At 72.2% G+C, this 26,415-nt stretch carries 24 protein-coding genes; 20 read left to right on the forward strand and 4 right to left on the reverse strand.

Translation table 11 applies throughout. From position 1 onward, the window contains the following. Nucleotides 1-16: 16 nt before the first annotated feature. A complete protein-coding gene (locus ACZ6SD_RS03720; RefSeq protein WP_465315344.1) occupies nucleotides 17-2,212 on the reverse strand; it encodes a BTAD domain-containing putative transcriptional regulator in 2,196 nt (731 codons plus the stop codon). 400 nt (nucleotides 2,213-2,612) lie between these two features. On the opposite strand from ACZ6SD_RS03720, the gene ACZ6SD_RS03725 reads away from it, so the two are divergent. The 3 genes from ACZ6SD_RS03725 to ACZ6SD_RS03735 all read left to right on the forward strand — a co-directional run bounded on the left by ACZ6SD_RS03725 (nucleotide 2,613) and on the right by ACZ6SD_RS03735 (nucleotide 3,861). Next, nucleotides 2,613-2,981: a hypothetical protein gene (locus ACZ6SD_RS03725; RefSeq protein WP_465315345.1), complete on the forward strand. Its 369-nt coding sequence runs from the start codon at nucleotides 2,613-2,615 to the stop codon at nucleotides 2,979-2,981. Continuing rightward, on the forward strand, nucleotides 2,978-3,154 hold the full coding sequence (locus ACZ6SD_RS03730; RefSeq protein WP_465315346.1) for a hypothetical protein: 177 nt from the start codon (nucleotides 2,978-2,980) through the stop codon (nucleotides 3,152-3,154). The genes ACZ6SD_RS03725 and ACZ6SD_RS03730 overlap by 4 nt, the downstream gene beginning before the upstream one ends. A gap of 83 nt (nucleotides 3,155-3,237) precedes the next feature. After that, the gene (locus ACZ6SD_RS03735) at nucleotides 3,238-3,861 is read left to right on the forward strand and encodes a helix-turn-helix transcriptional regulator (RefSeq protein WP_465315347.1); all 624 of its coding nucleotides are present in this window, start codon (nucleotides 3,238-3,240) and stop codon (nucleotides 3,859-3,861) included. 59 nt (nucleotides 3,862-3,920) lie between these two features. Here the strand turns inward: ACZ6SD_RS03735 and ACZ6SD_RS03740 are convergent, their stop codons facing one another. Beyond that, nucleotides 3,921-5,207, reverse strand: a complete 1,287-nt coding sequence (locus tag ACZ6SD_RS03740; RefSeq protein WP_465315348.1) for a COG1470 family protein — start codon at nucleotides 5,205-5,207, stop codon at nucleotides 3,921-3,923. A 180-nt stretch (nucleotides 5,208-5,387) separates the two neighbouring features. Between ACZ6SD_RS03740 and ACZ6SD_RS03745 the strand changes: the two genes are divergently transcribed. The 8 genes from ACZ6SD_RS03745 (at nucleotide 5,388) to ACZ6SD_RS03780 (ending at nucleotide 15,013) form a co-directional block, all read left to right on the forward strand. Continuing rightward, complete coding sequence (locus ACZ6SD_RS03745) at nucleotides 5,388-6,011, forward strand: helix-turn-helix transcriptional regulator (RefSeq protein WP_465315349.1); 624 nt, start codon at nucleotides 5,388-5,390, stop codon at nucleotides 6,009-6,011. A gap of 120 nt (nucleotides 6,012-6,131) precedes the next feature. Continuing rightward, entirely contained in the window at nucleotides 6,132-9,206 is a 3,075-nt protein-coding gene (locus tag ACZ6SD_RS03750; RefSeq protein ID WP_465315350.1) for a hypothetical protein, read from the forward strand. Between the two features lie 13 nt (nucleotides 9,207-9,219). Continuing rightward, nucleotides 9,220-9,900, forward strand: a complete 681-nt coding sequence (locus ACZ6SD_RS03755) for a Pvc16 family protein (protein WP_465315351.1) — start codon at nucleotides 9,220-9,222, stop codon at nucleotides 9,898-9,900. Next, nucleotides 9,897-11,927, forward strand: coding sequence for an ATP-binding protein (locus ACZ6SD_RS03760; RefSeq protein WP_465315352.1), 2,031 nt, complete (start codon nucleotides 9,897-9,899; stop codon nucleotides 11,925-11,927). The genes ACZ6SD_RS03755 and ACZ6SD_RS03760 overlap by 4 nt, the downstream gene beginning before the upstream one ends. A gap of 511 nt (nucleotides 11,928-12,438) precedes the next feature. Next, on the forward strand, nucleotides 12,439-13,947 hold the full coding sequence (locus ACZ6SD_RS03765; protein WP_465315353.1) for a phage tail sheath family protein: 1,509 nt from the start codon (nucleotides 12,439-12,441) through the stop codon (nucleotides 13,945-13,947). A 30-nt stretch (nucleotides 13,948-13,977) separates the two neighbouring features. Next, nucleotides 13,978-14,418, forward strand: coding sequence for a phage tail protein (locus ACZ6SD_RS03770; protein WP_465315354.1), 441 nt, complete (start codon nucleotides 13,978-13,980; stop codon nucleotides 14,416-14,418). Continuing rightward, nucleotides 14,415-14,858: a hypothetical protein gene (locus tag ACZ6SD_RS03775; protein ID WP_465315355.1), complete on the forward strand. Its 444-nt coding sequence runs from the start codon at nucleotides 14,415-14,417 to the stop codon at nucleotides 14,856-14,858. Before ACZ6SD_RS03770 ends, ACZ6SD_RS03775 begins: the two co-directional genes overlap by 4 nt. After that, nucleotides 14,855-15,013 carry a DUF6760 family protein gene (locus tag ACZ6SD_RS03780; RefSeq protein WP_465315356.1) on the forward strand — a complete coding sequence of 53 codons (159 nt, stop codon included), beginning with the start codon at nucleotides 14,855-14,857 and terminating at the stop codon, nucleotides 15,011-15,013. The genes ACZ6SD_RS03775 and ACZ6SD_RS03780 overlap by 4 nt, the downstream gene beginning before the upstream one ends. A gap of 1,407 nt (nucleotides 15,014-16,420) precedes the next feature. Here ACZ6SD_RS03780 and ACZ6SD_RS03785 read toward each other — a convergent pair. Further along, a complete protein-coding gene (locus tag ACZ6SD_RS03785) occupies nucleotides 16,421-17,260 on the reverse strand; it encodes a hypothetical protein (RefSeq protein ID WP_465315357.1) in 840 nt (279 codons plus the stop codon). A 655-nt stretch (nucleotides 17,261-17,915) separates the two neighbouring features. Here ACZ6SD_RS03785 and ACZ6SD_RS03790 point away from each other — a divergent pair. The 9 genes from ACZ6SD_RS03790 to ACZ6SD_RS03830 are packed head-to-tail and all read left to right on the forward strand — an operon-like array spanning nucleotide 17,916 to nucleotide 25,355. Beyond that, nucleotides 17,916-18,071 carry a hypothetical protein gene (locus tag ACZ6SD_RS03790; RefSeq protein ID WP_465315358.1) on the forward strand — a complete coding sequence of 52 codons (156 nt, stop codon included), beginning with the start codon at nucleotides 17,916-17,918 and terminating at the stop codon, nucleotides 18,069-18,071. 15 nt (nucleotides 18,072-18,086) lie between these two features. After that, nucleotides 18,087-18,512 carry a phage tail protein gene (locus ACZ6SD_RS03795; RefSeq protein ID WP_465315359.1) on the forward strand — a complete coding sequence of 142 codons (426 nt, stop codon included), beginning with the start codon at nucleotides 18,087-18,089 and terminating at the stop codon, nucleotides 18,510-18,512. A 20-nt stretch (nucleotides 18,513-18,532) separates the two neighbouring features. Beyond that, nucleotides 18,533-19,240, forward strand: coding sequence for a CIS tube protein (locus tag ACZ6SD_RS03800; RefSeq protein WP_465315489.1), 708 nt, complete (start codon nucleotides 18,533-18,535; stop codon nucleotides 19,238-19,240). Beyond that, a complete protein-coding gene (locus ACZ6SD_RS03805) occupies nucleotides 19,237-21,012 on the forward strand; it encodes a VgrG-related protein (protein WP_465315360.1) in 1,776 nt (591 codons plus the stop codon). The genes ACZ6SD_RS03800 and ACZ6SD_RS03805 overlap by 4 nt, the downstream gene beginning before the upstream one ends. Nucleotides 21,013-21,039: 27 nt before the next feature. Beyond that, entirely contained in the window at nucleotides 21,040-21,354 is a 315-nt protein-coding gene (locus ACZ6SD_RS03810; protein ID WP_465315361.1) for a PAAR domain-containing protein, read from the forward strand. Next, complete coding sequence (locus tag ACZ6SD_RS03815) at nucleotides 21,351-21,755, forward strand: GPW/gp25 family protein (RefSeq protein ID WP_465315362.1); 405 nt, start codon at nucleotides 21,351-21,353, stop codon at nucleotides 21,753-21,755. Before ACZ6SD_RS03810 ends, ACZ6SD_RS03815 begins: the two co-directional genes overlap by 4 nt. Then, nucleotides 21,755-23,704 carry a putative baseplate assembly protein gene (locus tag ACZ6SD_RS03820; RefSeq protein ID WP_465315363.1) on the forward strand — a complete coding sequence of 650 codons (1,950 nt, stop codon included), beginning with the start codon at nucleotides 21,755-21,757 and terminating at the stop codon, nucleotides 23,702-23,704. Before ACZ6SD_RS03815 ends, ACZ6SD_RS03820 begins: the two co-directional genes overlap by 1 nt. After that, a complete protein-coding gene (locus ACZ6SD_RS03825; RefSeq protein WP_465315364.1) occupies nucleotides 23,701-24,258 on the forward strand; it encodes a phage tail protein in 558 nt (185 codons plus the stop codon). Before ACZ6SD_RS03820 ends, ACZ6SD_RS03825 begins: the two co-directional genes overlap by 4 nt. Beyond that, on the forward strand, nucleotides 24,258-25,355 hold the full coding sequence (locus ACZ6SD_RS03830; RefSeq protein WP_465315365.1) for an NADase-type glycan-binding domain-containing protein: 1,098 nt from the start codon (nucleotides 24,258-24,260) through the stop codon (nucleotides 25,353-25,355). Before ACZ6SD_RS03825 ends, ACZ6SD_RS03830 begins: the two co-directional genes overlap by 1 nt. On the opposite strand, the gene ACZ6SD_RS03835 is transcribed toward ACZ6SD_RS03830, so the two are convergent. Next, the gene (locus tag ACZ6SD_RS03835) at nucleotides 25,342-26,322 is read right to left on the reverse strand and encodes an AraC family transcriptional regulator (protein WP_465315366.1); all 981 of its coding nucleotides are present in this window, start codon (nucleotides 26,320-26,322) and stop codon (nucleotides 25,342-25,344) included. The genes ACZ6SD_RS03830 and ACZ6SD_RS03835 overlap by 14 nt on opposite strands. Between the last annotated feature and the right edge of the window lie 93 nt (nucleotides 26,323-26,415).

Consider the following 26,415-nt stretch of genomic DNA (forward strand, 5'->3'; position numbering starts at 1 on the left):
CCTCCCTCGCCCGCGATCAGGGTGGTTCGCGTCTGCGCGTCGAGCGGGTCCCGGTGCCCAGGCAGGCCGCGGCGCGCCTGGGCACGGGCACCTCCGGCGCCGCGCGTCGCCCCGATCGAGCCTGCCGGGTCCGTGCGGCCAGGTCCAGCGCCGCGGTCTCGGTCTCGGTCCGCGAGAGGCCCGCCGTCTCGGTGCGGTCCAGCAGCAGCCGCACCAGCGTCGAGGTGAACGCCGCGCGCAGCACCGGCGGCACGCAGTCCTGCTCGGTGGTGTGCCGCAACAGATCGATCGCGGTGTCGGGGGCGTGCTCGGACATCTGCCGGACGTTGTTGGCCAGCCACGCGCACGCCCAGGCGTCCATCCGCGCCCCGCCCGCCAGCAGTTGCTCGGCCACCCGCTCCGGCGCGGCCGCCGCGGCGGCCAGCGACTCGGCCAGCTGCCGGTGCAGCACCGCCCGGATCGGGCCGGGAATCCCGGCGCGCAACACCTGCCGCACCACCGGGTGCCGAAACCGCAGCCGGTCCCAGGACATCGCCAGCACACCAGCGTCGATCGCGCCGTCGAGATCGGGCAGCACCCGCTCCACCGGCAGCCCCATGGCCGCGGCGAGTTCGCCCACGGCGCAGGCGTCGCCGAGCAGGGCCGCCGACCGCAGCGCGGCGCGGGCCCCCTCGGGCAGCGAATCCACCTGTCCGCGCACGGTGTCGGCCAGCCCGGGCGGCACGGCGGCCGGGTCGCCGATCGCCATGCCCTCGTCCACCACCGCGGCCACGACGGCCCGCGCGTAGAGCGGGTTCCCGCCCGCCTGCCGCACGGTGAAGGCGACCAGGTCGGCGTCGGCGTGCCGGGGAGCCAGCGACCAGATCAGGTCGCGGATCTGCTCGTCGGTCAGCGGCCGCAGCCGCAGCACGTCGGCGCCGCCGCCAGCCAGCGGCGCGCGCAGCCGGTCCGGCGCCCGGCCCCCGGTCGACCGGGAGGCCACGACCAGCAGCAGCGGCAGCGTCGCGGTGAGCCGGTGCAGCAGACGGCCGAGCGCGACGGTCTCCGCGTCGGCCCACTGCGCGTCGTCGAGCACCACTACCTGGGGCGCCTGCCCGCACCGCGCCCGCACCAGCGCCAGGACGTCCTCGTGGTTTTCCTGGCCCCCCAGGCTTTCCTGGGCCAGGGCCTCGGCCAGCGGCAGGGCCCCGGTCACCTCGTCGCCGGTCGCCCACACCAGCCCGCAGCCCACGTGCTCCGCCCCGGCCAGCCCCTCGGCCAGCACGCTGGTCTTGCCGATTCCCCGTTCGCCCTCGATCCAGACGCAGCCGCCGCGCCCCGCCGCGACCGCGGTCACCGCGGTCCGCAGCCGCGACACCTCGAACCGTCTGCCGATGAACCTGGTGGGTCTGGCCGCGACCGCCTCGGGTCTGCCCGCGCGCGGGTGGGCGGACCGGTCACCATCGCTATCGCCGTCGCCGAGGGGATCTCCCGCGAGGATCCGCTCGTGCAGGCCGCGCAGGGCCGCGCCGGGCTCGACCCCGGTGCGGTCGACCAGCGTCGCCCGCGCCGTCCGGTAGACCGCCAGCGCCTCCGATCGCCGCCCGCCGCGGGCGAGCGCGGTCATCAACAGTCCGTAAAGTTCTTCCCGAAACGGGTTCTCGTGAATGCGCATCGGCAATTCCCCGACTAGTTCGTCGTGTTCGCCCGCTTGCAAAAGAAGCGTCGCGCGCCGTTCCCAGGCGGCCAGCCGCAGTTCGGTCAATCGGACCCGCTGACCGCGTGCGAACGGACCCGGCACCCCGGCCAGCGCTTCGCCGCGCCACAGTGCCAATGCCCGCTCCAGCGCGGCCCGCTCGGCCACCGGGTCGCCGTCGCGCCGGTGCGCGCCAGCCTGCTCGCGCAACGCCTCGAAGCGGCGGACGTCCAAGCCGCTGTCGGGGACGAGCAGGCGGTACCCGCCGCCGGTCGTGGTGAGCACTTCGCCCGCGGACCACCGCTCCCGCCGGGGTTCCAGCGCCCGGCGCAGGTCGGAGACGTAGGTCTGGATGATCGCCGCCGCGCTCGCGGGCGGGACGCCGTCCCACACCGCGTCGATCAACTGCTCCCGGGTGACCACGTCGCCCGCGCGCACGGCGAGCACCGAGAACACCGCCCGCCTGCGCGCCGAGCCCAAATCGAGTTCGACTCCCGCGCGTCGGGCGACGGGTCGGCCCAGCAGATCGATGCGCAACGATGCCGAGTTATTCGCCGTCATCGTTTCCTGTCCTGTTCCTATTTCAGACCAGCGGAACGTCGACGTAGCCCGGTCGGCGCGAGTGATTTCGCATTCACCGAATGTGATCTTACACTCGGCCGTGATGTGCGCGCAACCAAGCCGGTGTGATTCTCATTAATCGCGCCGAAAATGCCCTTCCGGAGTAAGCGAACCCCCGACTGGTCCTGGCTCGCCCGGTCCGCGCGTGCGCGCAGTGACCATGCGGGCACCCGGTCGGGCCCGAGGGGGCACACCTGCGCCGCAACGCTTTGCCGCGCGCCGGGCCCGTGGTGGGCTCGGTTGGCAGGCCGACGAAGCCGACGCGATCTCGGCTCCGGGAACCGTTGTCGATTCCCGGACCCCGTTCGGAGGTGCGATGGGCAGGCGACCCGATGGCCCCGGCGCCTCGGCCGGGGACAGCGCGGAGGACTTCGCGGGCGACCTCTTCCTTTACCTGGCCACCGAGGGCCTGCTCGTGGTCGACCCGGAGCACGCCGAACGGGTGATCGCCGAATTGCACCGGACGTTGGACATCGTCAAAGCGCGGCTGCGCCGCCGCGAGATCGCGCGCAGGCTGCGCGCGGCCGCGGGCGCGGACATCGCCCCGGGGGTGGCGAAACTCGCCGTGGACGCCGCGTTCGCCGAACAGGTCACCGCGGGGCACTGGGACCAGGCGCTGGTCGAGCTGCCCAAGTACATCGAGGCTTTCCGGATCGCCGCCCGGCGCGCCAGGGAGCGGCCGTGAGCGACGCCCCGGGGGACGTGGCCGCCGCCGATCTCGTCGCCGAACTTACTGCGGCGGCAAGGGACCTGCGCCGGGCGCGCGGCGACGCCGAGACCTCGGCGCTGCTGCGCGCCTGGATCGACGCGCTGCTCGACGAGTGGAACCGCAGGGAACGCGCGGGCGGCGACGGGTGATGGGCGCCCGAGGGCCGCGTGAAGAGTTCGTGGAGTCGCCCCGGCCAGGCTGGGGACGACACAACCGCATTGGGGAGGAACAAGTGACACGAGTCCGAGTCGCGGTCAGCTCCGCGGACCCCCTCACCCTGGTCGGGCTGGCCAGCCAGCTCCGGACGTGCCCGGACCTGGTCGTGGAGCCGGGGGCGCCGACCGAGGCGACTCAGGTGGTCGTCGTCGCGGCCGCCCGGCTCACCGCGGCGCTGGTCTCGGCTCTGCGCTCGGCAGCGGCCCGGCTCGGCCCGCCGGTGGTGCTGGTGGTGGACGAGATCGGCGAGGCGGAGGTGCTCACCGCGGTGGAGTGCCGGGTGGTGGCGGTGCTGCCCAGGGCGGCCGCGACGACCGAGCGGCTGCCGAGCGCGGTGCTGGCCGCGGCCGCGGGCGGCGGGGTCCTGCCGCCGAACCTGCTCGGTGAGCTGCTCAAGCACGTCGAGCGGCTGCAACGGGAGATCTTGGCTCCGCTGGGCCACAACACCGCCGGGCTGACCCCGAGGGAGATCGACGTGCTGCGGCTGATGGCCGAGGGGTGCGACACCGCGGAGATCGCGGCCCGGCTCTGCTACTCGGAGCGGATGATCAAGAACGTCATCCACGCCGTCACCAACCGGCTCAACCTGCGCAACCGGCCGCACGCGGTCGCCTACGCCCTGCGCGCGGGCGTGATCTGACTGGATCAGCGCCCACGCGGGACAAGTACGGACAAGTACGGACAGCGGGGTCGGCTGGATCAGCGGGGGAGATCGGCCAGTTCGCCGCTGACGTTGAGCAGTTGCAGGCAGTTTCGGGCCTGCTGGCCGCTTGCCGGGGTGCCCGGCCGGGCGCAGGCGACCTCGACCGAGACGGCGGCGTTCTCCGGGATGTCGATCGGGGTCACCCAGTGGTAGTCCTGGTTGCGGAAGGTCTCCAGGGCGATCGTGGTGATGACGCGGTCGCCGAAGACGATGGTGACGACGCCCTCGTCGCCCTGGTGGTTGGCGACCAGGATGTCGGTGACGCGGAACACTTTGCCCTCGGGCACGGTGTAGCTGCCGGTGCCGCGGTCGCCGGTGTTGGTGCGGACCTCGATGGTGCTCGAACTCTGCTGCCCGCGGCCGCCACCCGTCCCGGCGCCGGTCCCGGTCCCGGTCTCCTGGCCGCCGCCTTCCTGTTGCGGAGGCGGCGGATTCGGGGTCTCCGCTGGCGGCGGGGGCGGCGCGGCGGGCTGCTCGCGGCCGACGTCGGCGATCTCCTGCGCCCGGTCGTCCGCCGCCTCGCGCGCGGCGCTGCGCACAGCCGGGCGCACCAGAGCCAGCCAGGCCAGGATGAGCGCCAGCAGCAGCGCGGCCAGCGCCAGCAGCCACTTGGGCAGCAGCGGAAGCTGGACGAACTCGCCGTCGAGGTCGTGCTCCTGGCGGTCGAGGGCGACCGGAGCCGCCGCGTCGGCGGCCGCGGTCAGCCGTAGCGGCCAGTCGACCGGCTTGCCGAACCACAGCAGCTTCCCGACCCGGACCCGCACGTCGATCTCGGCCTCCGCGCCGGGCTCGACGATGACGGATTCCTTGACGCGATAGGCGATCTGGTCGTCCGCGGCGGCCGGGGCCAGCGACACCGCGACCGGCGTGTTGCCCTCGTTGCGCGCCTCGACCCGGTAGCGGGCGCCGCGCCAGGCGCGACGACGCTCGGGGACCAGCGCGACCCGCTGCGCCCCGAACGGCTCGACCACCACGGTCGTCTCCGGCACGACCACCGACGTCGGCCGCTCGACCGGCAGCACCCGCACGGCCAGCGGCGTCTCACCCGCCCGGACCTCGGGCGAGCGCGGCGGCCGCAGCAGCACCGCCACTTGCTCGGAAGTGCCCGGATACAGCGAAAGACGGGCGGGCTCGACGCTCGTCCACGGCGCGCAGTCGCCCACGACGTCGAACTCGTACGCCTCGACGATGTCGCTGTCGTTGCGGACGGTCAGCGTCGTGCTGGTCTCCAGACCAGGGGTCACGACCACGGTGGGAAGCCCGAACTCGGTCGTAGTGCTCACTTGTCGAACGGTAGGGACGCGGATTCGGCCGCGGCAGGGAGGAAAGGGCAATCAATCGGCAATGGCGGTGCACAGCGGGCGGCGCGCGCCTGCCCCGCCGGGCGCGGTCGGCGCACGATGGGACCGGGCGCCGATCTCCGTTTCGCGCCTGTGGTGTTGGTTGCGCTCAGGAGGGGTGACATGACCAGAGTTCCGCTGGCGGTGTACGCGGAGGATCCGGTCCTGCGGGCCGGGATCACCGCGCAGTTGCGCCCCCGGCCCGAGGTGGAGGTGCTGGCCGCGGCGGAGGACCAGCGGGCGCGCGTGTCGTTGGTGGTGGTGGACCAGGTGGACGAGAACGCCGAGCGGCTGCTGCGCCGGTTGCAGCGGTCGTCGCCGACGCGGACCGGGCTGGTGGTCGGCCGGTTCGAGCAGAACTCGCTGCAAACCGCCATCGAGTGCGGGGTGGCCGCGGTGATCCGCCGCGCGGAGGCGAGCCAGGACCGGTTGGTGGCCGCGGTTTCCGCGCTGGCCAAGGGCGAGGCGGTGCTGCCCGGCGACCTGCTCGGCAAGCTGCTCGACCACGTGGGCCGGTTGCAGCGCAGCGTGCTCGATCCCCGGGGACTGGGCATGTCCACGCTCACCGCGCGCGAGGCGGACATGCTGCGGCTGCTCTCGGAAGGGCTCGACACGGCCGAGATCGCGGCCAAGATGTCGTTCTCCGAGCGGACCGTGAAGAACGTCCTGCACCAGGTCACCACCCGGCTGGAGTTGCGCAACCGGGCGCACGCGGTCGGGTACGCGTTGCGGCACGGGCTGATCTGATCGGACACGCCCGCTTGCCCCGGTGTCCCCGCGGTTTTCCGCGACGCTGCCCGCGGGGACCTCGCGGGCGCGGGCGGGCGCGGGTGAGGATCGCGGCAGAACCTGACCGAAGGTGGAGATGTGGCGCACAACGCGCGAACCCGCTGCCTCGCCGCCGTCGCGGTCGCCGCGCTGTGCGCCGGGACCGCGGTGGTGTGGGGAGTCACGGCGCGGACGCCCGCCGCCGCCCAGGAGGCGCCGGGGCCCGCGGGCCGGATCGCGTTCACCGGCACCGGGCACCGGAGTCTCGGCGCGGTGCTCGACCCGGTGCCCGACCGGCCGCGGCCGACCGATCCGTTGCTGGGTCCCGGTCCGGCGCACTACGACGACCAGGTGTCCGCGCGCGGCGACTTGGCCGTGTTCGTCAGCCTCCGCGACGACGCGCGGCCCCAGGTGTACTTGCGTGCCGCGGATGGCGCGGTGCGGCGGCTGACGACTGACCGGGACGCCGGGCACCCGCAGCTCTCGCCGGACCTGCGGACGGTGGTGTTCGACTCCGCCGAGCCGAGATTCGTCGGCACGCAACGGGATCTGTGGCTGGTCAACGTCGACGGGACCGGACTGCGCAGGCTCACCGACAGCGCGGCGGACGAGACCTGGCCGACGTTCTCTCCCGATGGCAGGAATATCGCCTATGCCGGAAACCGGGGCGGTGACTGGGAAATCTACCGGCGGCCGGTGAGCGGCGGGCAGACCGTCCAAGTCACCCGCGAGCCCGGCGGCGATGCCAGGGAACCGGCCTGGAACCCGGTGGACGACCGCATCGCCTACACCCTCTACCCCTTCTCCCGGGCGGCGGCGTCCCAGGTCCGGGTGATCGACGGCGGCGGCGCGGGAACGCCGCTGCTGGGCGGGAACCAAGCGGGCTGGGGCAGCCGCTGGCCCGCGTGGAAGCCGGACGGGGAGGCGCTGCTGTTCCTCTCCCGGGACCAGGATTGCTCGTGCACGGCCGATCCGAACGTCGAGAAGGTCTACAAGGCCCACACCGCGCCAGGAATCCCCATCACCAACATTCCCGAGCTGCTGTTGACCGAGGACCGGCAAGTCGGCTCGCCCACTTGGCTTGAGGACGCGCGCGGAGAGCACTTGGTGGTGTCGCGGACTTCCGCCGCGAACGGGATCACCGCGACCCTCCAGGACATGCGCCCGGACGGGTCCGACCCGCGCGATCTCGGATTCGCCGTGCTGCGCGAAGATCCCCTCGCGGGCGAGCAGCCCAACCTGCTGTTCCACCCTCGGCCGGGATTCGACCCGTGGAACCAGCGGCAGAGCTATTCCCCGGACGGGCGGCGGATCGCGGTGAGCCGCTTCGAGGACATCGACGGCAGGCGGGTGCAGCGGATCTGGCTGGTCGACGCGGACGGGGCCAACCCGCGCCCGCTGCCGGTCGCCGACCGGCAGCCTGCCGACTGGGAGTTTGACGCGGCTTGGTCGCCGGACGGCCGGTTCATCGCCTTCGCCCGCCGCTCGCCCGGCGGGGTGCGCCCGGACGGCGGTCCCAGCCGGGTCGTCGTGGTCGACGCGGCCACCGGCGCGGTGGCCGGGGAACTGCGCCCGCCGCCGGAAGCCGCGGGCGAGGAGGACACCCAGCCGTCGTGGTCCCCGGACGGCGCCACGCTCGCGTTCACCCGGGGCCGGGTGTTCGACGGCCCGAACGGCGAGGTCCGCGACAACCACGTGTGGACGGCGCGGGCCGGGACCCTCGACCAACAGCGCGACCTCAGCGCCGGGGTGTGCGGGTTCGACTGCGCGGTCACCGACGACAGCTCGGCGTTCAGCCCGGACAGCCGGTCGCTGGTCTTCAACCGGGAGAACGACGGCGTGCTGCTCGTCTCCCTCGCGGACCTAAACTGCCGGGTGCTGCTCCCGGCGGAGGCGAATTCGTGCGCCACACCGCTGAACGCGCCAACGGGCCCGTTCCAACCCCGGGACGCCGCGTTTTCCCCAGACGGCAGCCAGTTGGTGCTGACCACCCGCCGCGCGGGCGACGCGCGGTCCCCGGAGGCGCTGGCGGTGCTGGACGTGGCCACCGGCGCGCTGACCCCGCTCGACTGGAACCTGCCCGGCAGGCAGAAGGAGCCGACCTGGCAGCAGTCGGTCGACCTGGCGGTCGCCGCGCCGCCGGAGGCGCCGGGCGTGGACGTCGGCGGCCGGGTGCCGGTGACGGTCGTCGTGACCAACCGCGGCCCCTCCCCGTCGCCGGGGGCGGAGTTGGTTCTCGCCGTGCCGAACGAGATTCGGTTGGCAGACTTGCGATCGGACGGCGGCCGGTGCGCTGTGGCGGAGGTGCGGTGCGTGTTCGACGTGCTCGCGCCGGGCGCCTCCGTCGAGGTCACCGCCGACCTGGTGGGGGTGGCGCGGGGGCGGCCGCGCGTCGGGTTCACGGTGGCCGGGCCGGTGCTTGACCCGCTGCCGTCGGACAACGCCGCGGGCACGGTGATCCCGGTCGCCAACCCGGAACCCGTGCCACCGCCGCCACTCCCGCCGCCATCGCCACCCCCGCCACCGCCGTTGGCCGGTCCTGGCGTGAGCGTCGAGGCGCAGCCGAATCCGTCCTATGTGGGCGGTCGGTCGACGGTGACCTACACCGTGCGCAACGGCTCCGGCGGCCTGGCCACCGGGCTGCGGCTGGACTTCGGGCTGCCCGCGTCGGTGCCGGTGGCGGCCGTCCCGCCCGGCTGCGCGCCGGAGGGCTGCGCGTTGGCGGACCTGCCCTCCGGCGGAACTCAAGTGGTGCAGGTGATTCTGGCTCCGACCCAGCCGGGGGAGTCCACCGTGTCCGCGACGCTGCGGACCACCGGAACCGACGCTGACCCGGCCGACAACACCGCGACCACGCCGTTTCGCGTGCTGCTGCCCAGGATCGTCGCCGTGCCGCCGATCGGCGAGCCCGGGTTCGTGACTTCCGTGCGCGGACTGGACTTCCCGCCCGGCGCGCCGGTGCGGCTCACTTGGTCGCCCGGCATCACCGCGCCCGCGGCGCCCGCGATTCCCCGGCCGGACGGCGGGTTCGCCGCGCAACTGCTGATCCTGGGCAAGGACCAGCCCGGCCAACGCGTGATCACCGCGGCCAGGCCCGGGTTCGGGCCGGTGACCACGCCGTTCCTGGTGGTGCCCGGCACTATCGGGCCGCCGGACTGGGTGCGGCGCAGATGACGGGGAGGCGCTGGTGATCCACGAGGTGGACGAGGGCATCCGCAGACTGCTCACCGAGGCGGGTGTGCCCGGCGGCGGTGGCGAACTGGCCTTCGACGCGCCGACGACGGAGTGGACGGCTCGCCGCAACGGCCCCACGGTCAACGTGTTCCTCTACGACATCCGCGAGGACTTGGCCCTGCGGCGCACCGGCACGGTCGAGGAGCACGACGCGGACGGCATGGTCGTCGGGTGGCGCCCGCCGCCGCGCTGGTACCAGCTTTCCTACCTGGTGACGGCGTGGACAAACCGGCCGCAGGACGAGCACCGCCTGCTGTCCGAGGCCTTGGCGACCCTCACCCGCTCCGACACGCTGGCCCCCCGCTGGCTCACTGGTTCCTTGGCGGAGCTGGGTTTGGCGGTCTCTCTGGAGACGGCGGGACCGGTTTCCGAGGGCCGCGCGGTCACCGACGTGTGGTCCGCGCTCGGCGGGGAACTCAAGCCCGCCATCGACGTGAAGGTCACCGCGCCGCTGGCGGGGGCGCGGACACCGGCCGGGCCGCCGGTCACCGAAGGCGTGGTCCTGCGCTCCGGGCACGAACCCGCGCACCGCCTCCGCTACGACGGCCCTACCCGCGCCGAGGGCGAGGGTTTCGCGGTGTCCCGGCCCAAGGCCCTGCCCCCGGGACGGCGGCGGCGGGGGACGAGCCGATGACCGACACAGTGGCCTCCGTTCAGGCGCCCGACCTGATGTACCTGTGGGCGCGGCTTGGGGCGGTGGAGCGACGGGTCCGGCGTGCGGTCGCGGCGCGGCGGTCGACCGACCCCACGCCAGACGACCCGTTCCGCGGACTCTACCTGACGCCGGAAGCCGTGCAGCGCGTGCTTTCCACGCCCCGGGAGCCGATGCTGGTCGCGCCCGAGGAAGACCCGGACCTCGATGTGCTCGCCGAGATGGTGCCCGCGCCCGGCCCCCGGCTGCTGACCCTGGCCCGACGCTTCCGCCTCGACCCGGTGGCGGTGGAGTTGCTGCTTGTCGCGCTGGCGCCGGATGTCGACGCCCGGTTCGAGCGCCTTTACGGCTATCTCAACGACGACGTCACCCGGCGCAGGGCGACCATCGGACTGGCGTTGGAGCTGTGTGGGCTGCCTCCGGCGGGCACGGGCCGGTTTCGCTTCACCGCGACCGCGCCGCTGGTGGCCGGTGGCCTGATCGAAGTCCAGGAGCTCGGGCTGCCCGGGTTGTCCCGGGTGCTGCGGGTGCCCGACCGGGTGGTGGCGCACCTACTCGGCGACGACGAACCAGACCCGGCCTTGGCGGGCGTGGCCAGGATTGTGGCGGCTGGGGACGCGGAAAGCGGCTTGGCGCAACGGCTCGGCACCGCGCTCAGCGCCGGACCAGTCCACTTGCGTGACACTGACGGTGAGGCGGGCGGACTGGCGGTGGCCGCGTTGGCCGCGGCGGGCCTCGGCGCGCTGGTGCTCGACGTGGCCGCGCTGGCCGAGAAGCCCCCGTTGGCCTCCGCCGCCCGCGAGGCGACGCTGCGCGGTGCCGGGCTTGTCGTGGGACCGGTGGACATCCTTGTCCCCGAACGGGTAGAGCTGATCAGGGAGATCGCAGCGCTGTCCGTCCCGTTGATTCTGCACGGCATTCGGCACTGGGATCCACAGTGGACTCGGCGACCGGTGGTGTCCGTCCCAGTGCCCGCCGCGGCCGTCGATCAACGCCGGGCCCGGTGGGCTGAAGCCTTGGGAGACGACGCGCTCGCCGCGCGACTCACCGCGTACCGGCTTGGCGCGGAAGACATCGACCGGGCGGTGGGCATGGCGACCCGGCTCGCAGCGCTGGCCGGGCGGCCGGTCACCCTGGCCGACGTCCGCGCGGGCGTGCGGGCGCGCAACGGGGCCGGACTGGACCGGCTGGCGCGGCGGGTCACCCCGACGATCGGGTGGGACGATTTGGTGCTGCCTGAGCAGACCCGGCGGCACCTAGGCGAACTGGCGATGCGGGCGCGGCACCGGGACCGCGTGCTGGGCCAGTGGGGCATGCGCCCCGGCGGCGGTCGGGGCCGCGGCGTGGTCGCCCTGTTCGCGGGCGAGTCCGGAACCGGCAAGACCATGTCGGCTGAGGTGATCGCCGCCGAGGTGGGCATGGACCTCTATGTGGTCGATCTGTCCACAGTGGTCGACAAGTACATCGGCGAGACGGAGAAGAACCTGGAGCGGATCTTCACCGAGGCCGCAGGCGTGCACGGCGTCCTACTGTTCGACGAGGCCGACGCGATCTTCGGCAAACGCTCCGAGGTCAAGGACGCCCGTGACCGTTACGCCAACGTCGAGTCGGCGTACCTGTTGCAACGCATGGAAACCTTCGAGGGCATCGCCATACTCACCACAAACTTGCGCGCCAACGTCGACCCCGCGTTCACCCGCCGCCTTGACGTCATAGCCGACTTCCCAATGCCCGACGCACCACACCGCCGCGCCCTCTGGGACCGCTGCCTTGGCAAGGCACTGCCCCGCGCCGCCGACCTGGACCTGGAGTTCTGCGCAGAACGCTTCGAGCTGGCAGGCGGTTCCATCCGAGCATGCGCCGTGACCGCGGCCTACCTGGCCGCGGAAGCCGACAGCCCCGTGACGATGGCAGACGTGATAGCCGCCGTCCGCCAGGAGTACCGCAAGCTCGGAAGGCTGGTGCTGGAAAGCGAATTCGGCCCTTGGCTGGACACCCCCGGTTCCTAACTCCCAAGCAACGAGAAGCAGGCGAAATACCAGGAACCAGCCCTCCTGCCAACCGCACCCAACCCTGCCAGGTGCTCAATGTGCGGAACGAGCAGCAGCGAACCCACGCCCCCACGAAGCCGCACGAACCCTGCCAGGTGCTCGATGGTGCGGAACGAGCAGCAGCGAACCCGCCCCCTGGCCAGGCCGAACCAGCGCTCGCCCAGTGCTCGATGGGGTGGAGTGGTTTCTTTGGGGGTGAAGGAAGATCCCTAAACTTGCCGTGGTCGTGGGGCCGAAGGCTCCCCACCCGTCTTTCCCACGACGGGATCTTCCTTCGTAGGGGCCCCGAAGAAACCACTCCACTCCATCGAGCAAACCCCCGGAACCAGCCACCCACGGAACCCACGAGAGCCAGCCATGCCTGAGAAGGCAGCCACCCTGCCCCCACCAGAGCCCCACCAGCCCTGTCGCCCCACCCCACGCAAGGACACGCTGAACCAAGCCAGAGCGAATGAACGAAGGAGCGAACATGCCGTCGTACCTCTCCCCAGGCGTGTACGTGGAGGAGGTTCAGTCCGGAGCCCGCCCAATCGAAGGGGTCGGCACCGCGGTAGCTGCCTTCGTCGGGTTCGCCGAGCAGGGGCCTTTCCATGAGCCGACCTTGGTGACGAACTGGAACCAGTTCACCCAGCATTTCGGCGGTTTCAACGAAGACGCCTACCTTCCGCACGCGGTCTACGGCTACTTCGCCAACGGCGGCGGCTCGGCCTACATCGTCCGCGTTGGCAGCGCCACGCAGGAAGTCGAGCAGGCCGCGGTCCCAGCGACGCTCGGCGGTCTGCGGATTTCGGCGAAACCGTCTGCGGCAGGGGAAATCGCCGTGGAGATCGCTGACGCGGAGGGGGAAAACCCGCCGGAGGACCGGTTCAGGCTGCTGGTGCGCCAGGACGGCAAGGTCGTGGAGACTTTCGACGTCTCCACCAAGAAGAACCTCAAGAACTACGTCGTCACGCAGGTCGCCGAGCGGTCCAAGCTGATCGAGGTCAGTGAGCAGTCCGGGACGGCGCTGGCCCGGCCGGACAAGCAGTCCGTCACCCTGCCCGCCGGTCCCAGTGGCGCGCCCGCGAAGCTCGACGCCCAGGAGTACGTCGGCGACATCGAGGCGCGGACCGGGTTCGGCGGACTCGAAGCCGTCGACGAGATCACCATGCTCGCCGTGCCCGATTTGATGAGCGCCTACCAGCGCGGCCTGATCGGCCTTGAAGGCGTCAAGGCCGTGCAGCTCGCGATGATCTCGCACTGCGAGCAGATGGCCGACCGCGTCGCGGTGCTCGACACCCCGCCTGGGCTGTCCGCGCAGAAGGTGCGCGCGTGGCGCATGGACGAGGCGGGCTACGACTCGCGCTACGCGGCGCTGTATTACCCGTGGATCAAGGTGTTCGACCCGGCCACCGGCCGCAACACCCTGGTGCCGCCGTCGGGGCACGTCGCCGGGGTGTGGGCGCGCAGCGACGCCGAGCGCGGCGTCCATAAGGCGCCCGCGAACGAGGTGATCCGGGGCGCGATCGACCTGGAAACGGGACTGAGCAAGGGAGAGCAGGACCTGCTCAACCCGGTCGGGGTGAACTGTGTGCGCGCGTTCCCCGGGCGCGGCATCCGGATCTGGGGCGCCCGAACGCTGTCCTCCGACCCGGCGTGGCGCTACCTCAACGTGCGCAGGTTGTTCAACTACCTGGAGGAGTCCATTCTCCTGGGCACGCAGTGGGTTGTCTTCGAGCCCAACGACGACCGCCTGTGGGCCAGCATTCGGCGCAATATCACCGCGTTCCTCACCGAGCAGTGGCGGCAGGGCGCGCTGTTCGGTCGCACAGCGGAAGAGGCGTTCTACGTCAAGTGCGACCGCGACACCAACCCGCAGGAGTCCATCGACCTCGGCCAGGTGATGTGCGAGATCGGCGTCGCGCCGGTCAAACCTGCCGAGTTCGTCGTGTTCCGGCTCTCCCAGTACTCCGACAGCACCAGCCTCGTCAGCGAATGAGCGACATGACCCGGGAAGGCGGAAGCAGCCATGGCAGAAGGTGACGCTCTCTCCACGCACGTGTTCGGCGTGCAGCTCGGCGGCTACTCCGTCGAGTCGATCCAGGAGATCAGCGGGTTGACCGTGGAAGAGGACGTGGTCGAGGTCTTCCAGGTGACCTCGCAAGGGAAACCGTTGGTGCGCAAGCAACCTGGCGCGCAGAAAGGCGGCGAGGTCACCATCACCCGGGGCCTCGACCAGAGCGGCGAGTTCACCAAGTGGATCAAGGAGACCCTGAACAAGGGCGCGGTGAGCGCGGCGCGGCAGAACCTCACCGTCGAGATCAAGGACTCCGAGGGCACGACCGTGCGCAGGCTGCAACTGATGAACGGCTGGGCCAGCAAGTGGGAAGGCCCCTCGCTCAAGGCCGGTGAGTCCAGCGCCGCGACGGAGAAGGTGACCATCACCTTCGAGCAGATCGTCGTCGAATGAGGCGCCGCACCGTCACCCTGGACGAATTGGTGGACGCCGCCCCGCGCCCGGCGGAGCAGCCGCCCACCCACGCGCGCACCGAGTTCGAGTTCGAGCTGCCGCGCGGCTATGTGGACCAGGAAGGCGTCGTGCACAAGCACGGCCGCATGCGCCTGGCCACGGCCCGGGACGAACTGCGGCCGCAGATTGACCTGCGCGTCAAGGAGAATCCGGCCTACCTGAGCGTGGTGCTGCTGAGCCAGGTCATCACCCAGCTCGGCACGGTCGCCGACGTGCACGCCGGGGTGGTCGAGCTGATGTACGCCACCGACATCGCGTTCCTGCAAGACTTCTACCGCCGCGTCAACAGCGAGGGACACACCCGCGCCGGGGTGTCCTGCCCGTCCTGCGGGAGCGCGTTCGAGGTCGACCTCGCCGGGGGCCGCCTGGGGGAATCGTGACGTACGCGGCCGAACGGCTGCACGAAGAGGTCGCGTACGTGGCCTACCACTTCCACTGGCCGCGCGGGGAGATCCTCGACTTGGAGCACCACGAGCGCAGGCGCTGGGTCCAGGAGATTTCCCGCATCATCACACGAGCGAACGAGGGCAGGTGACCACATGGGCCTGTTGAGCAGATTCCGACGGCAGCGCACCTCGGTCCCTGAACAGTCCTCTTGGGACGGTGGCTGGCAGGCGGCTGGCCCGATGCCGAGGGTGATCCAACGCTCCGAAATCGGCGTCAGCGACGGCCTCCGCTTCCGCGCGGGCCTCGCGGCCTGGCAGGACCACACTTTCAGCACGGACCTGGGCCACTCGGTCAGCCCAACGGCCCCCGCGGGCGTCATCCACGGACTGGCCCGTCCCGCCGAGGTGGCTCCCCCGAGCCCGCGCCGTCGTGCGCCCAGTCCGGCTGGTGGTCAAGCCCCGAAGGGGCGTGCGGTTGCTCGGCTTTTCTCTCCGGGACTGGACCGTAGTGGGTCTGGTGCTGCTGGTGGGCAGGGGTCGGAGGGCCGTGCGGCTGCTTCGGCTTTGTCTCGGGGGCTGGACCGTGGTGGGTCTGGTGCGGCTGGTGGTGAAACGTCGGAGGGGCGTGTGGTTGCTCCGGCTTTGTCACCGGGACTCGCCCGTGGTGTGTCCCGTGCGGCTGGTGCTCTGGGGTCGGAGGGCCGTTTGGCCGCTTCGGCTTTGTCTCCGGGGCTGGACCGTGGCGGGTCTGGTTCGGTTGGTGGTCAGGGGTCGGAGGGGCGTGCGGCTGCCTCGACTCCCTCTCCGGGAGTCGACGGTCCTGTGTCTGGCCCGGGTGTCGGCCAGACGCTCCAGCGTCGTGCGGCTGCTTCGACAGCGGGCCGTCCAGTGTCTGGCCTGGTCGGTGGCGGACTTGGTCCGACCTTCTCCCCGGGATCGGACGGTCCCGCGTCCGGACCGGGTGGCCAAGGACGGGACCGTCGTGCGCCCGACCCGGCTTTCCCCCAACGCGCGGGAACTCCCGCGCTCCCGGAGGGGACTGCTGGGCCCGCGCAAGCTTCGCTGTCCTCGCGCGGATCTGGTGATCCCGAGCGGGGCCCGGCGTCCTCGACATACGGGCGGATGCCCGCTCCGGTGCTCCGCAGGAGCGCCGAGCCCGCTCCCGGCGCCCCGGCTGTGGGCGATCGACCGGAACCCGTGCCCCTGCGCCGCATCGGACCAGCCGTGACCGTCGCCCGCCGCGTCGCCCAACCGCTTCGGCGGCTCCCCGTCGTGGGCCGGGCGCCGGAGCCGAAACCCGACCAGCCCGCCCCTCCGGTCGCTGCTCCCCGCACCCGGGCGGGCATCGGGGCACCGATCGCCACCATCCCGGCGACTGCTGTCCCGCCTCAGCAGGGGAGTGGGTCACCTGTCCAGCGGTCGACCGCACCGAAACCGAACCGCTCTGGCGACAGCCCGACTCCCACACCGCGCCTCGACGGCCTTCTCCCGATGCCCCAGCCAAGCCCGCTCGTGTCACCTGCCGGGGACGTTCGGCGCGCCCCCGTGACCCGCGATCACCCAGCCCCCGCGCCCACTCCCAGCCCGCCCGTGTCCGGGCAGCTTCGGCCCGGCGCCCAGCCCACGCGGGATGCGCTGGTGCCGCCCACCGGGTTCGAGGGCCAATCGGATGGACTCCCCAACATCCAGCGCCGGGGAAGCAGCCCAAGCCAGACCGCCACCTCCACCGAGCCCCCGACCAGGTCAAGCGCGGCAACCGCACAGACCGCCACCCCGACCACCGCGCCCCTGATCACCGCGAGCCCAGCCACCGCGACGTCACCCCTCGCCCCATCCGCCCCGATTCCAACAAGCGCGCCCCTGACCGTCGCAAGGTCGACGGCATCGACCGCCGATGACGTGCCCTCCGCCGCCCCGACCGCCACGGGTTCGCCTTCCTCCGCCCCGACTACCGTGCCCCCGATCGTCGCGAGGTCCGCCAAGGTTCCGAGTACCGCAAGCCGACCTACCGCCGCGTTCCCGTCCGGCGTAACCACCAGCTCCACAGTCCCGTCTTCTGCCTCCCGAACCGCCGCTGCGGCCGCGATCCCGTTCATGACTGCGGGCACGCCTTCTGCGTCCCAGACCACCACTCCTGCCAGCTCGTCAACGGCGGGTTCGTCGGCAAGCCCGGCAGGCGCGGACCTGCTTCCTGTGTCTCGGGCCGCCAGCCCGCCTTCGGTCTCGTCCTCCGAGGGTTCGTCGGTGAGTCCGGCTGGTGCGGGCTTGCTTCCTGTGTCTCGGGCTGTCAGCCCGTCTTCGGTCTCGTCCTCCGAGGGTTCGTCGGTGAGTCCGGCCGGCGTGGGCCTGTTTCCGGTGTCTCGCGCCGCCAGCTTGCCTTCGGCCTCGTCCTCCACGGGTTCGCCGGCAAGCCCGGCTGGCGCAGGCCCGTTTCCTGTGTCCCGGCCCACCACTCCTGTCGGCCCGACGACAGTTCCGCCCCTGGTGGGTTCTTCGGCGAATCCGGCCAGCGCCGGTCCACTCCCTGTGTTTCGAGCTGCCACACCCGCACCGCCTGCGGCCACCGCGAGCGGACGGCAGTCCCCTACGCCCCTGATCGCCGCGCCCGCGACCACGGTGTCCGCGCGTCCGGCAGACGCGCCCCCCACCTCCCCGAGTTCGCCCCCCAGCCTCCCCGGTGCCGCGCCAACGCTTCCCTTCGCCGGAAGCCCGACCACGGCCCACCCTGGAAGTCCAGCCACCGCCCTAGCCGCCTCCGAAGGCGTGTTCCGCCGGGCGCTGCCGCTCCTGCCCAACCGCCCCCTCACCCCCAGGCTGACATCACCGTCGACACCAGACACCGCGCCCGCACCCGTCCGCCCCCGGTGGTCTCCCTCCCAGACCAATCTTCCCGCTCACCGCGCGCCCGCCGTGCAACGCGCGACCGCCGCGGCTCCCGCGCCCCCGGTGTCGCAGCCGCTTCCCGCGACCGCGCCGGTGATCCAACCGCGGTCCGTTCCCACTGCGCCGCCTCGGCCGTCGCCGACCGTCCCGGTGGAAGTCGTCCCGAGCGTGAAGGAGCGCAAGACCGACGCGAAACAGCCGCGCGACGAGCTTGATCTCGATGAGTTGGCTCGGAGTTTGTTGGAACCGGTCGGCAGGCTGTTGCGCGCGGAACTGCGCCAGGGCAGGGAACGCGCGGGACGTCCGCATGACCGTCGTCGGTGAGCAGAGGAGCGAGTCGTGACCGACACCGTTTTCGCCAGCACCGTGTTCTTCCAGTTGTCCATCGCGGGCAATGACCTCGGGGCGTTCCACACCTGTTCGGGGATGGGCGCGCAGATGGAGGTCGAGCAGTTCGCCGAAGGGGGGAACAACGGGTTCGCCTGGCAGCTTCCGTCGCGGATCACGTGGTCGAACATCACCATGACCCGGCCGGTGACCGCGGCGTCGGCGAAGGTCGTGCGGTGGATGACCGAGGTGATCGAGCGGGTGGAGCGCAAGAACGGCGAGATCGTCGCGCTCACCCCCGATCTCACGCCGATCACCCGGTGGCAGGTGCTGGGCATCGTCCCGGTGCGGTGGCAGGGGCCCTCGTTCGACCCGGCCGACTCGGCCGCGGCGGTGGAGACGTTGGAGTTCGCTCATGAGGGTCTGCGGGCGTCCTGAGAAAGGGGAGCACGGTGGCGATGACGTCGGGGGCCGGTCTGGCCCGCGCCCAGCTCACGATCATGGAGCCGCCCGCGAAGGTCGGCGCGAAGCCGGGCGCGCAGATCGCCCGTGTCCCGTTCCAGTTCAACCCCAACACGTTGGCGTTGACCAAAAGCACCGAGTGGCGGCGCAAGCCGTCGCGGATGGCCAGCCAGTCGGCGCTTCCCGAGTTCGTCGGCAGCGGCCCGCGGTCGTTGTCGCTGGAGGTGTTCCTGGACGCGACGGCGACGCACGACAATTCCGTTGAGCGCAAAGTGGAGCAGCTCATGCTGGCGTGTGTGCCGACACCGCGCAGCCTGGCGAACAAGAAGCCCGCGAGCCCGTGGATCCGCTTCGAGTGGGGGACGTCGAAGACGACCTCGTTCGACGGGGTGCTGTCCAGCTTCTCGGTCAACTACTCGCTGTTCGACGTCGATGGGAAACCCTTGCGCGCCACCTGTTCCCTGGCGATCGAGGAGGCCAGCGCGGACGCGCCGGGGCAGAATCCGACGTCCGGGTCGCGGGTCGCGCGCCGCACGCACCGGGTCGTCGCCGGGGACAGCTTGCCGCAGCTCGCGTGGCGCGAGTACGGCGACGCGACCGCGTGGCGGCTCATCGCCGAAGCCAACGGCATCGATGACCCGCTGGTGCTGGTCCCGGGCGCGGAGCTGCTGGTTCCCGCCGCCGACGAGGAAGGCGCCTGGTGACCGCCGCCGCGCTTTCAGCCCGTTCGTACTCGGCGTATCCGCTGATCGAGGCGCCCGGCGCGCTGCCGAAGCCGTGGCTCACGCAGCTGGTGAGCTGTGTCGTGGACGAGAACGTGGGTCTGCCCGACACCGCCGTCCTCACGTTCCGCGACCCCGACCACGAGTTTCTGACCGCGACCGGTGTCACGATCGGCACGGTGCTGCGGATCTCGGTCACCACCGCTTCCGGAAAGGCGCAGGAGGTGCTGTTCGAGGGCGAGGTGACCGCGTTGGAACTGGACGCGGACCCGACCGGCTCGTTCACCGTGGTGCGCGGATTCACCAAGGCGCACCGGCTTTTCCGCGGCCGCAAGGTCGAAGCGTTCCGCAACATGACCGCCGCGGACATCGTGCGCAAGGTGGCCAGGGGCGCGGGCCTGTCCGTCGGCCGAGTCCAGGCTGGGACGGTCACCTACACGCAGCTGACCCAGGCGGGCGTTTCGGACTGGGAGTTCCTGCAGAGCCTCGCCCAGGAGCACGGCGCGATCGTGCGCGTGGACGGGAAAGGCCGGATCGAGTTCAGCAAGCCGGAGCCCGCCGCGAGCGCCCCGGCGCCGAGCACCCCGTCGCTGCGCGACCCGTTCGTGCTGGAGTACGGGCGCAACCTGATGTCCCTGCGCGCGTCGCTGACCAGCGCCGACCAGGTGGGCGCGGTCGAGGTGCGCGGGTGGGACGTGGCGACGAAGAAGGCGTTGGTGGCCGTGGAACCCGCCGTCACCAGCACGACGGTCGCGCCCGGGTTGCCCGCGGCCAAGGTGGGCGCGGTGTTCGGGACCCGCGCCAGGATGCTCGTCGCCGACGCCCCGTACGGCACCCAGGCCGAGACGGCGGCGGCGGCTCGGTCGCTGGCCTCGGCCGTGAGCGCCGGGTTCGGCGAGATCGAGGCCGTCGTGGAGGGAAATCCGCTGTTGCGCGCGGGTGTTCCGGTGGCGCTGGGCAACGCCGGTCCGGCTTTTTCGGGGAAATACACGGCAAGCGCGGTGCGGCACGTGCTCGAACCGGGTGGCGGCTACCGGACCACGGTCATGGTCAGCGCCTCGCCCGACCGGTCGCTGGCGGGTCTGGTGACCGGCGGCAACGCGCCCGCCCGCAGCCCGAAGATGCCCGGTCTCGCGATCGGGATCGTCACCGACATCAAGGAAGTGGGCAAATCCGAGCGCGGCTGGGTGAAGCTGCGGTTCCCGTGGCTGGACGACAACTACGTGACCGACTGGGTGCGCACCGTGCAGCTGGGCGGGCACGGCGGCGGCGGGGTGTTCAGCCCGGACGTCAACGACGAGGTGCTGGTCGGGTTCGAGCAGGGCAGCCTGGACCGGCCCTATGTCCTCGGCGGGCTCTACAACGGGATCGACAGCCCCTCGCCGCACGACGTTCCGTTGGTGGACCGCAGAAGCGGCCGGGTCAACCGCCGGTCGCTGGTGTCGCGCAAGGGAAACCGGATCGAGCTGCTGGACGGGACCACGGCCTCGGGCGTGCGGATCGCCAGCGGCGACAAGCGGTTGGCGATTCACATCGATGAGACGACTGGGACGATCGAGGTCACCGTGCGGGCCAGGGGCGGCAGCCGGGTCCTCAGCGCCATCACGCTCACCGACCGCGGCATCACCCTCGACGCCAAGCGCGGCGACCTGACCCTCAAGGGGCGGTCGGTGTCGGTCGAGGGCACCGCGTCGGTGTCGGTCGACGGCGGGGCGCAGGCCGTACTCAAGGGCCGGATCGTCCGGATCAACTGAACCACCAGGCACCTGAAGGAGTGGGACATGCCCGCCGCGGCTCGACTGGGAGACAAGACCTCGCACGGGGGCGCCATCGGCCCGCCTCCGGCGTCGGCGGCGGCCGCGGTGTCGACCGTGCTGATCGGCGGCAAACCCGCCGCCGTCGTGGGCAGCACGCACATCTGCGTCGTGCCGCCACACGCCGCGCTCGGCCCGACGAATGTGATCATGCCCAGACCCTCGGCGACCGGGCTGGTGCTGATCGGCGGGCTGCCCGCGGCCCGGGCGGGCGACAGCACCACCTGCCAGGCGACCATCCTTTTGGGAGAGCTGACCGTCCAAATAGGAGGGGCGCTGTGAGCGAGCGGTTCATTGGACGGGGCTGGGCGTTCCCGCTGCGCGTCGGCCCGACCGGCGGAATCGGGATGGTGGAACGGGAACAGGAGATCGAGGAGGCGATCCGGCTGGTGCTGGGCACCGCGCCCGGCGAGCGGCCGATGCGCCCGGAGTTCGGCTGCGGCATCCACGAGCACGTGTTCGCATCGGCCGATGGCGCCACCGCTGGCCGGATCGCCTATGAGGTCCGCGCCGCGCTCGACCGATGGGAGCCGCGCATCGAGACCACCGACGTGCTGGTCGCGTTCGACGCCGTCGACATCGGGACCCTCTACATCGATGTGCGCTACACGGTGCGGTCCACCAACGACCAGCGCAACCTCGTCTTCCCCTTCTACACCATTCCCTCCGACGGGAGCGACTGATGGTGCTCCCCGCGCCCAACCTGGACGACCGCCGATTCCAGCAGCTGGTGGACGAGGCCAAGCGGTACGTGCAGCAGCGCTGTCCGGAGTGGACGGACCACAACGTCTCCGACCCCGGCGTCACCCTGATCGAGACGTTCGCGCACATGGTCGACCAGCTCGTCTACCGACTCAACCGCGTGCCGGACAAGAACTACATCGCCTTCCTCGACCTGCTGGGCGTGCGGCTGTTCCCGCCAGCCGCGGCCAAGGCGGAGGTCACCTTCTGGCTTTCCGCGCCCCAGGCGGAAACCGTGGTCCTGCCGAGGGGGACCGAGGTGGCGACCGCGCGGACGGACAACGCCGAGGCGGTGGTGTTCGCCACCGTGGACGAGCTTCCGGTGCCGCCCTGCGCGCTGGAACGGCTGGTGACCCGCTCGGCGAGCGGCGAGCACGCCGACCGCACCAAGGATTTGGACGCGGGCAAGGACGTGCCCTGCTTCCAGCCCGCGCCGGTCGCGGGCGATGTGACGCTGTTCGGGCTGTCCGCCGCGGTGCCGCGCTGTGTGGTGGTGCTGCGGCTGGACAGCCGGGTCGAGGGCATAGGCGTCGACCCCCGGCAGCCGCCGCTGGTGTGGGAGGCGTGGGACGGGCAGGGCTGGGTGCGGTGCGCCGCCGACGAGGACAGCACCGGCGGACTCAACCGGCCGGGCGAGGTGGTGCTGCACGTTCCCCCGGGGCACACCACGTCCGTCGTCGCGGGCAACCGCGCGGGCTGGCTGCGGTGCCGGGTGACCGAACCGGAGCCGGGACAGCCGTTCTACAGCGAGTCGCCGACCGTGCGGGTCGCCGAGGCGTTCACCATCGGCGCCACCACGACCGTCGAGCACGCCGAGACCGTGACCGACGTGCCGCTGGGCGAGTCCGCTGGCGTGCCGGGGCAGCGGTTCGCCCTGGCCAGGACCCCGGTTCTGCTCGACGGCGCGCCGATCGTCGTCCGTGTGTCCACTGTGGATGGCTGGGTGGACTGGACGGTGGTGGAGCACTTCGGCGCGTCCGGCCCCGATGACCGGCACGTCGTGCTGGACGCGACCAGCGGCGAGGTGCTGTTCCCGCCCGCCGTGCGCGAGGCGGACGGGACGCTGCGCCGGTACGGGGCGGTGCCCGCCAAAGGCGCTGTCGTCCAGGTCCCGCGCTACCGCACCGGCGGCGGGCGCGCGGGCAACGTCGCGCGCGGCGCGATCTCGGTGCTGCGCAGCTCGGTTCCGTATGTCGCCGCGGTCGAGAACCGGGAGGCCGCGGTCGGCGGGGTGGACGGGGAGACCGTCGAAGAAGCGAAACTGCGCGCTCCCAACCAGTTGCGGTTGCAGGAGCGGGCGGTGACGGCCGAGGACTACGAGCAGATCGCCCGGCTGGCCGCGCCATCCGCGGCTCGGGTGCGGTGCCTGCCGGTGGACGGCGAGCCGGGCGCGGCGCGGGTGCTGGTCGTGCCGGAGGTCGTGGCCGATCGCGGGGACCGGCTGCGGTTCGAGCAGTTGGTGCCCGCGGCTGAGATGCTCGCCTCGATCGCCCGGCGGCTGGACGAGCGGCGGCTGCTGGGCACCCGCCTGGTGGTGGAGCCCCCGGACTACCAGGGTGTCACGGTCGTCACGCGGCTTGTGGCCACCACGGCGGTCAACGAGGTGCGCGAGGCCGCGCTCGACGCGCTGTACCGGTACCTCAACCCACTGCGCGGCGGCCAGGACGGAACCGGTTGGCAGTTCGGCCGACCGGTGCAGTTCGGCGAGGTTTTCGCCGTGCTGCAACAGGTTCCGGGAGTGGGACTGGTGGAAGAGGTCCGGCTGTTCCCCGCCAACCCGCTGACCGGCGAACGCGGCGCCCTGGTCGAACGCGTCGAGGTGGCCGCCAACTCGCTCGTGTTCTCCCACCAGCACCAGGTCGTGGTCACGCTCGCGGCGGGGCCGTCGTGAGCCGGGCGGCGCTGCCGGAGCTACCCAGCAGGCACCCGCTCGGCGGCCTGCTCCCAGCCATGTACGCCGGGGACGAGTTCACCCAGCGGTTCACCGGCGGCCTCGACGCCGTGCTGTCCGCGATCGTGTCCACAATGGACAACCTGCCGGGCTATCTCGACCCGCGCCTGGCGCCGGACGACTTCCTGTCCTGGCTGGCGTCCTGGGTCGCCACCCGGCTGGACCCCGCCTGGCCGGAGCCGCTGCGGCGGGTGGTGGTCGGCCGCGCCGTCGAACTGCACCGCTGGCGCGGCACCGCCCGCGGCTTGGTCGAACGGCTTGAGCTGTCCCTGGGCGTGCGCGCGCAAGTGCTCGACGGCCCGGGGGCGGCTTGGTCACCGACCCCGGGGACGCCGCTGCCCGGCGCGGCGGTGGACACGGTCGTCGTGCGGGTGTGGCCGGGCCGGTCCGGAGCGATCGACCGGGCCCGGGTGTCGGCGGTGGTGGCCGCGGCGTGCCCGGTGCACGTGGCCTGCGCGGTCGAGGTGCTGTCCGAGGCGCCGGAGGGAACCTGATGTCGTTGTCCTGTCCCCAATGCGGCGCCCCCGTGCACGCCACCGACGACTTCTGCGGCAACTGCGGCACCTATCTCGGCTGGCTTAAGGACCCGCCCCCTGACCCAGGCGTGAGCGAGGCGGCCGGGACTCGATCGGCGGCGAGCGCGCCGGAAAACAGCGCGGAAACCGGCGACCGGGACGGGCCGGACCCGGCCGGCGAAGGGGCGAGCGGGCAGGGCGCCGCCCGTGCGGTGGGGCAGCGGGACGGTGACGCGGAGCCGGAAACGCCCGCGTCGGACGCTGTCGCGAGCGCGGAGCGGGAACCCGGGCCCGCGGATTCTGCCGCAGTGGACAGCCGGATCGGGCCGGTGCAGCCGGGGCTGCCCGCGGCGCGGCGGCCGCTGCCGAGTCCGTCGGCCGAGGCCGCCGTCGTGGGGCCGCCGTGTCCGATGTGCGGCGCGGCGAATCCGCCGGGCAGGCGGTTCTGTCGCCGGTGCGCGGCCCCGCTCAATCCGGACGGCGGCGCCGCGGGCGGGCCGTCGCGGCGGCGGTGGCGCTGGCGGGGCGACGGCTCGCGGTGGCTGCGGCGGCTGGTGGCGCTGATCGTGATCGCGGTCCTGGTGGTCGCCGGGTTCCTGCTGTTTCCGCACGCCAAGGGCTTGGTCGAGGACCTTCGGGACCGGACGGCCACCCCGGCGCCAATCGGCCCGACCGGCGCGACGGCGACCGCCGAGGTGGCCGGTCACCCGGCCGCGGCCGCCGCGGACGGGCTGTCCAACCGGTACTGGGGCGCCCCGGCGGTGGGGGACGCCGTCGAGTTCGGGTTCGCCGGTCCGTTCCGGCTGCTGACCGTCGTCGTGCACGCGGGGGCCTCGACCAAGGAAGAGGACTTCTTCGCCCAGGCCCGGCCCGCCGCGCTGGACCTGGTGCTGACCACGGCGGACGGCGCCACCCGGACGATCCCGGTGACGCTGGCCGACCAGCCCGGCCCGCAGCGCACCGACCTCGGCGTCAGCGACGTGGTGCGCGTTCGCCTGGTCGTGCGCGCCGCGGTCGGGTTGAGCGCGGGCAGGCACATCGCGCTGGGCGAGGTGGAGTTCTTCAGGCGTCCGTGACCGGCGGCGGCCCGGTGCGCTCCGCGGTCGGATAGGTGCCGAAGGCGGCGCGGAAGGCGCGGGTGAAGGCCGCGTGGTGGGTGAAGCCCCAACGGGCGGCGATCTGGTTGACCGGGACCGCGTGCAGGGCGGGGTCCCGTAGGTCGCGGCGGGCGTGTTCGAGGCGCTGCTGGCGGATCCAGGCCATCACCGGGACGCCGTCGAGTTGGAACAGGCGGTGCAGGTAGCTGGTCGAGATGTGGTGGGCGGCGGCGATCGCGGCCGGGGTGAGCTTCGGGTCGTGCAGGTGCTGGCTGATGAAGGCGCGGATGCGCAGCACCAGGACACGCTGGTGGCTTTCCGGCGCCAGTCGGTCGTTCGCGTCGAGGATGTGCGCGAACACCGCCGACATCAGGTCGATCAGGACCGCGCCCAGGCGTGGACCGTCCGCGGGGTGGTATGTGCTCGCGTCCGCGGCCAGCCGGGTGACGAAGCCCGCGAACAGGGCGCCCATCCCGTCCTGGCCCGACATCACCCGCCCGACGATGCGGTCCGCCTTGTTCCTCGGCAGCGGCAGCAGCACCTTGGGGACCTTGACGCCCACGCTCTCGATCATGTCCTGGTCCTCGTCCACCCAGACCGAGCAGGGCAGCGACGAGTTGTTGCAGTGCAGGTCGTGCTCGCGGTACTCGGCCTCGTGGCCGTCCCAGGCCGCGCCGCCGCGCCCGCGCGTGACCAGGGCCAGGTGGTACATCTCCGGGTCGGACTGGCGGATGAGCTTGGAGGTGCGCCGGAAAACCAGCGGCTGGTAGGCCGCGGTCAGCACCGACACGTGGCCGAACCGCAGAATGCGCTGGCTGGCTTGGAAATCCGCGCTGTGCGCGCTGACCAGGTCCATCGGCGCGTGCATCCGGCGCAGGTTGTCGCGCCAGTACTCGAACCGGTCCGCCGCGGGCACGTCCGCGGTCCGGATCACCGTCTCGATCATGTTTTCCCCCTCGGGCGTCTCGGTGCGGACGATAGTGGATAGCCATGCGGAAGGTCGCGAGCGGTTCCGATGAATGTCGATGTGGACTCCCGG

The sequence above is a fragment of the Actinokineospora sp. NPDC051303 genome (assembly GCF_055586285.1).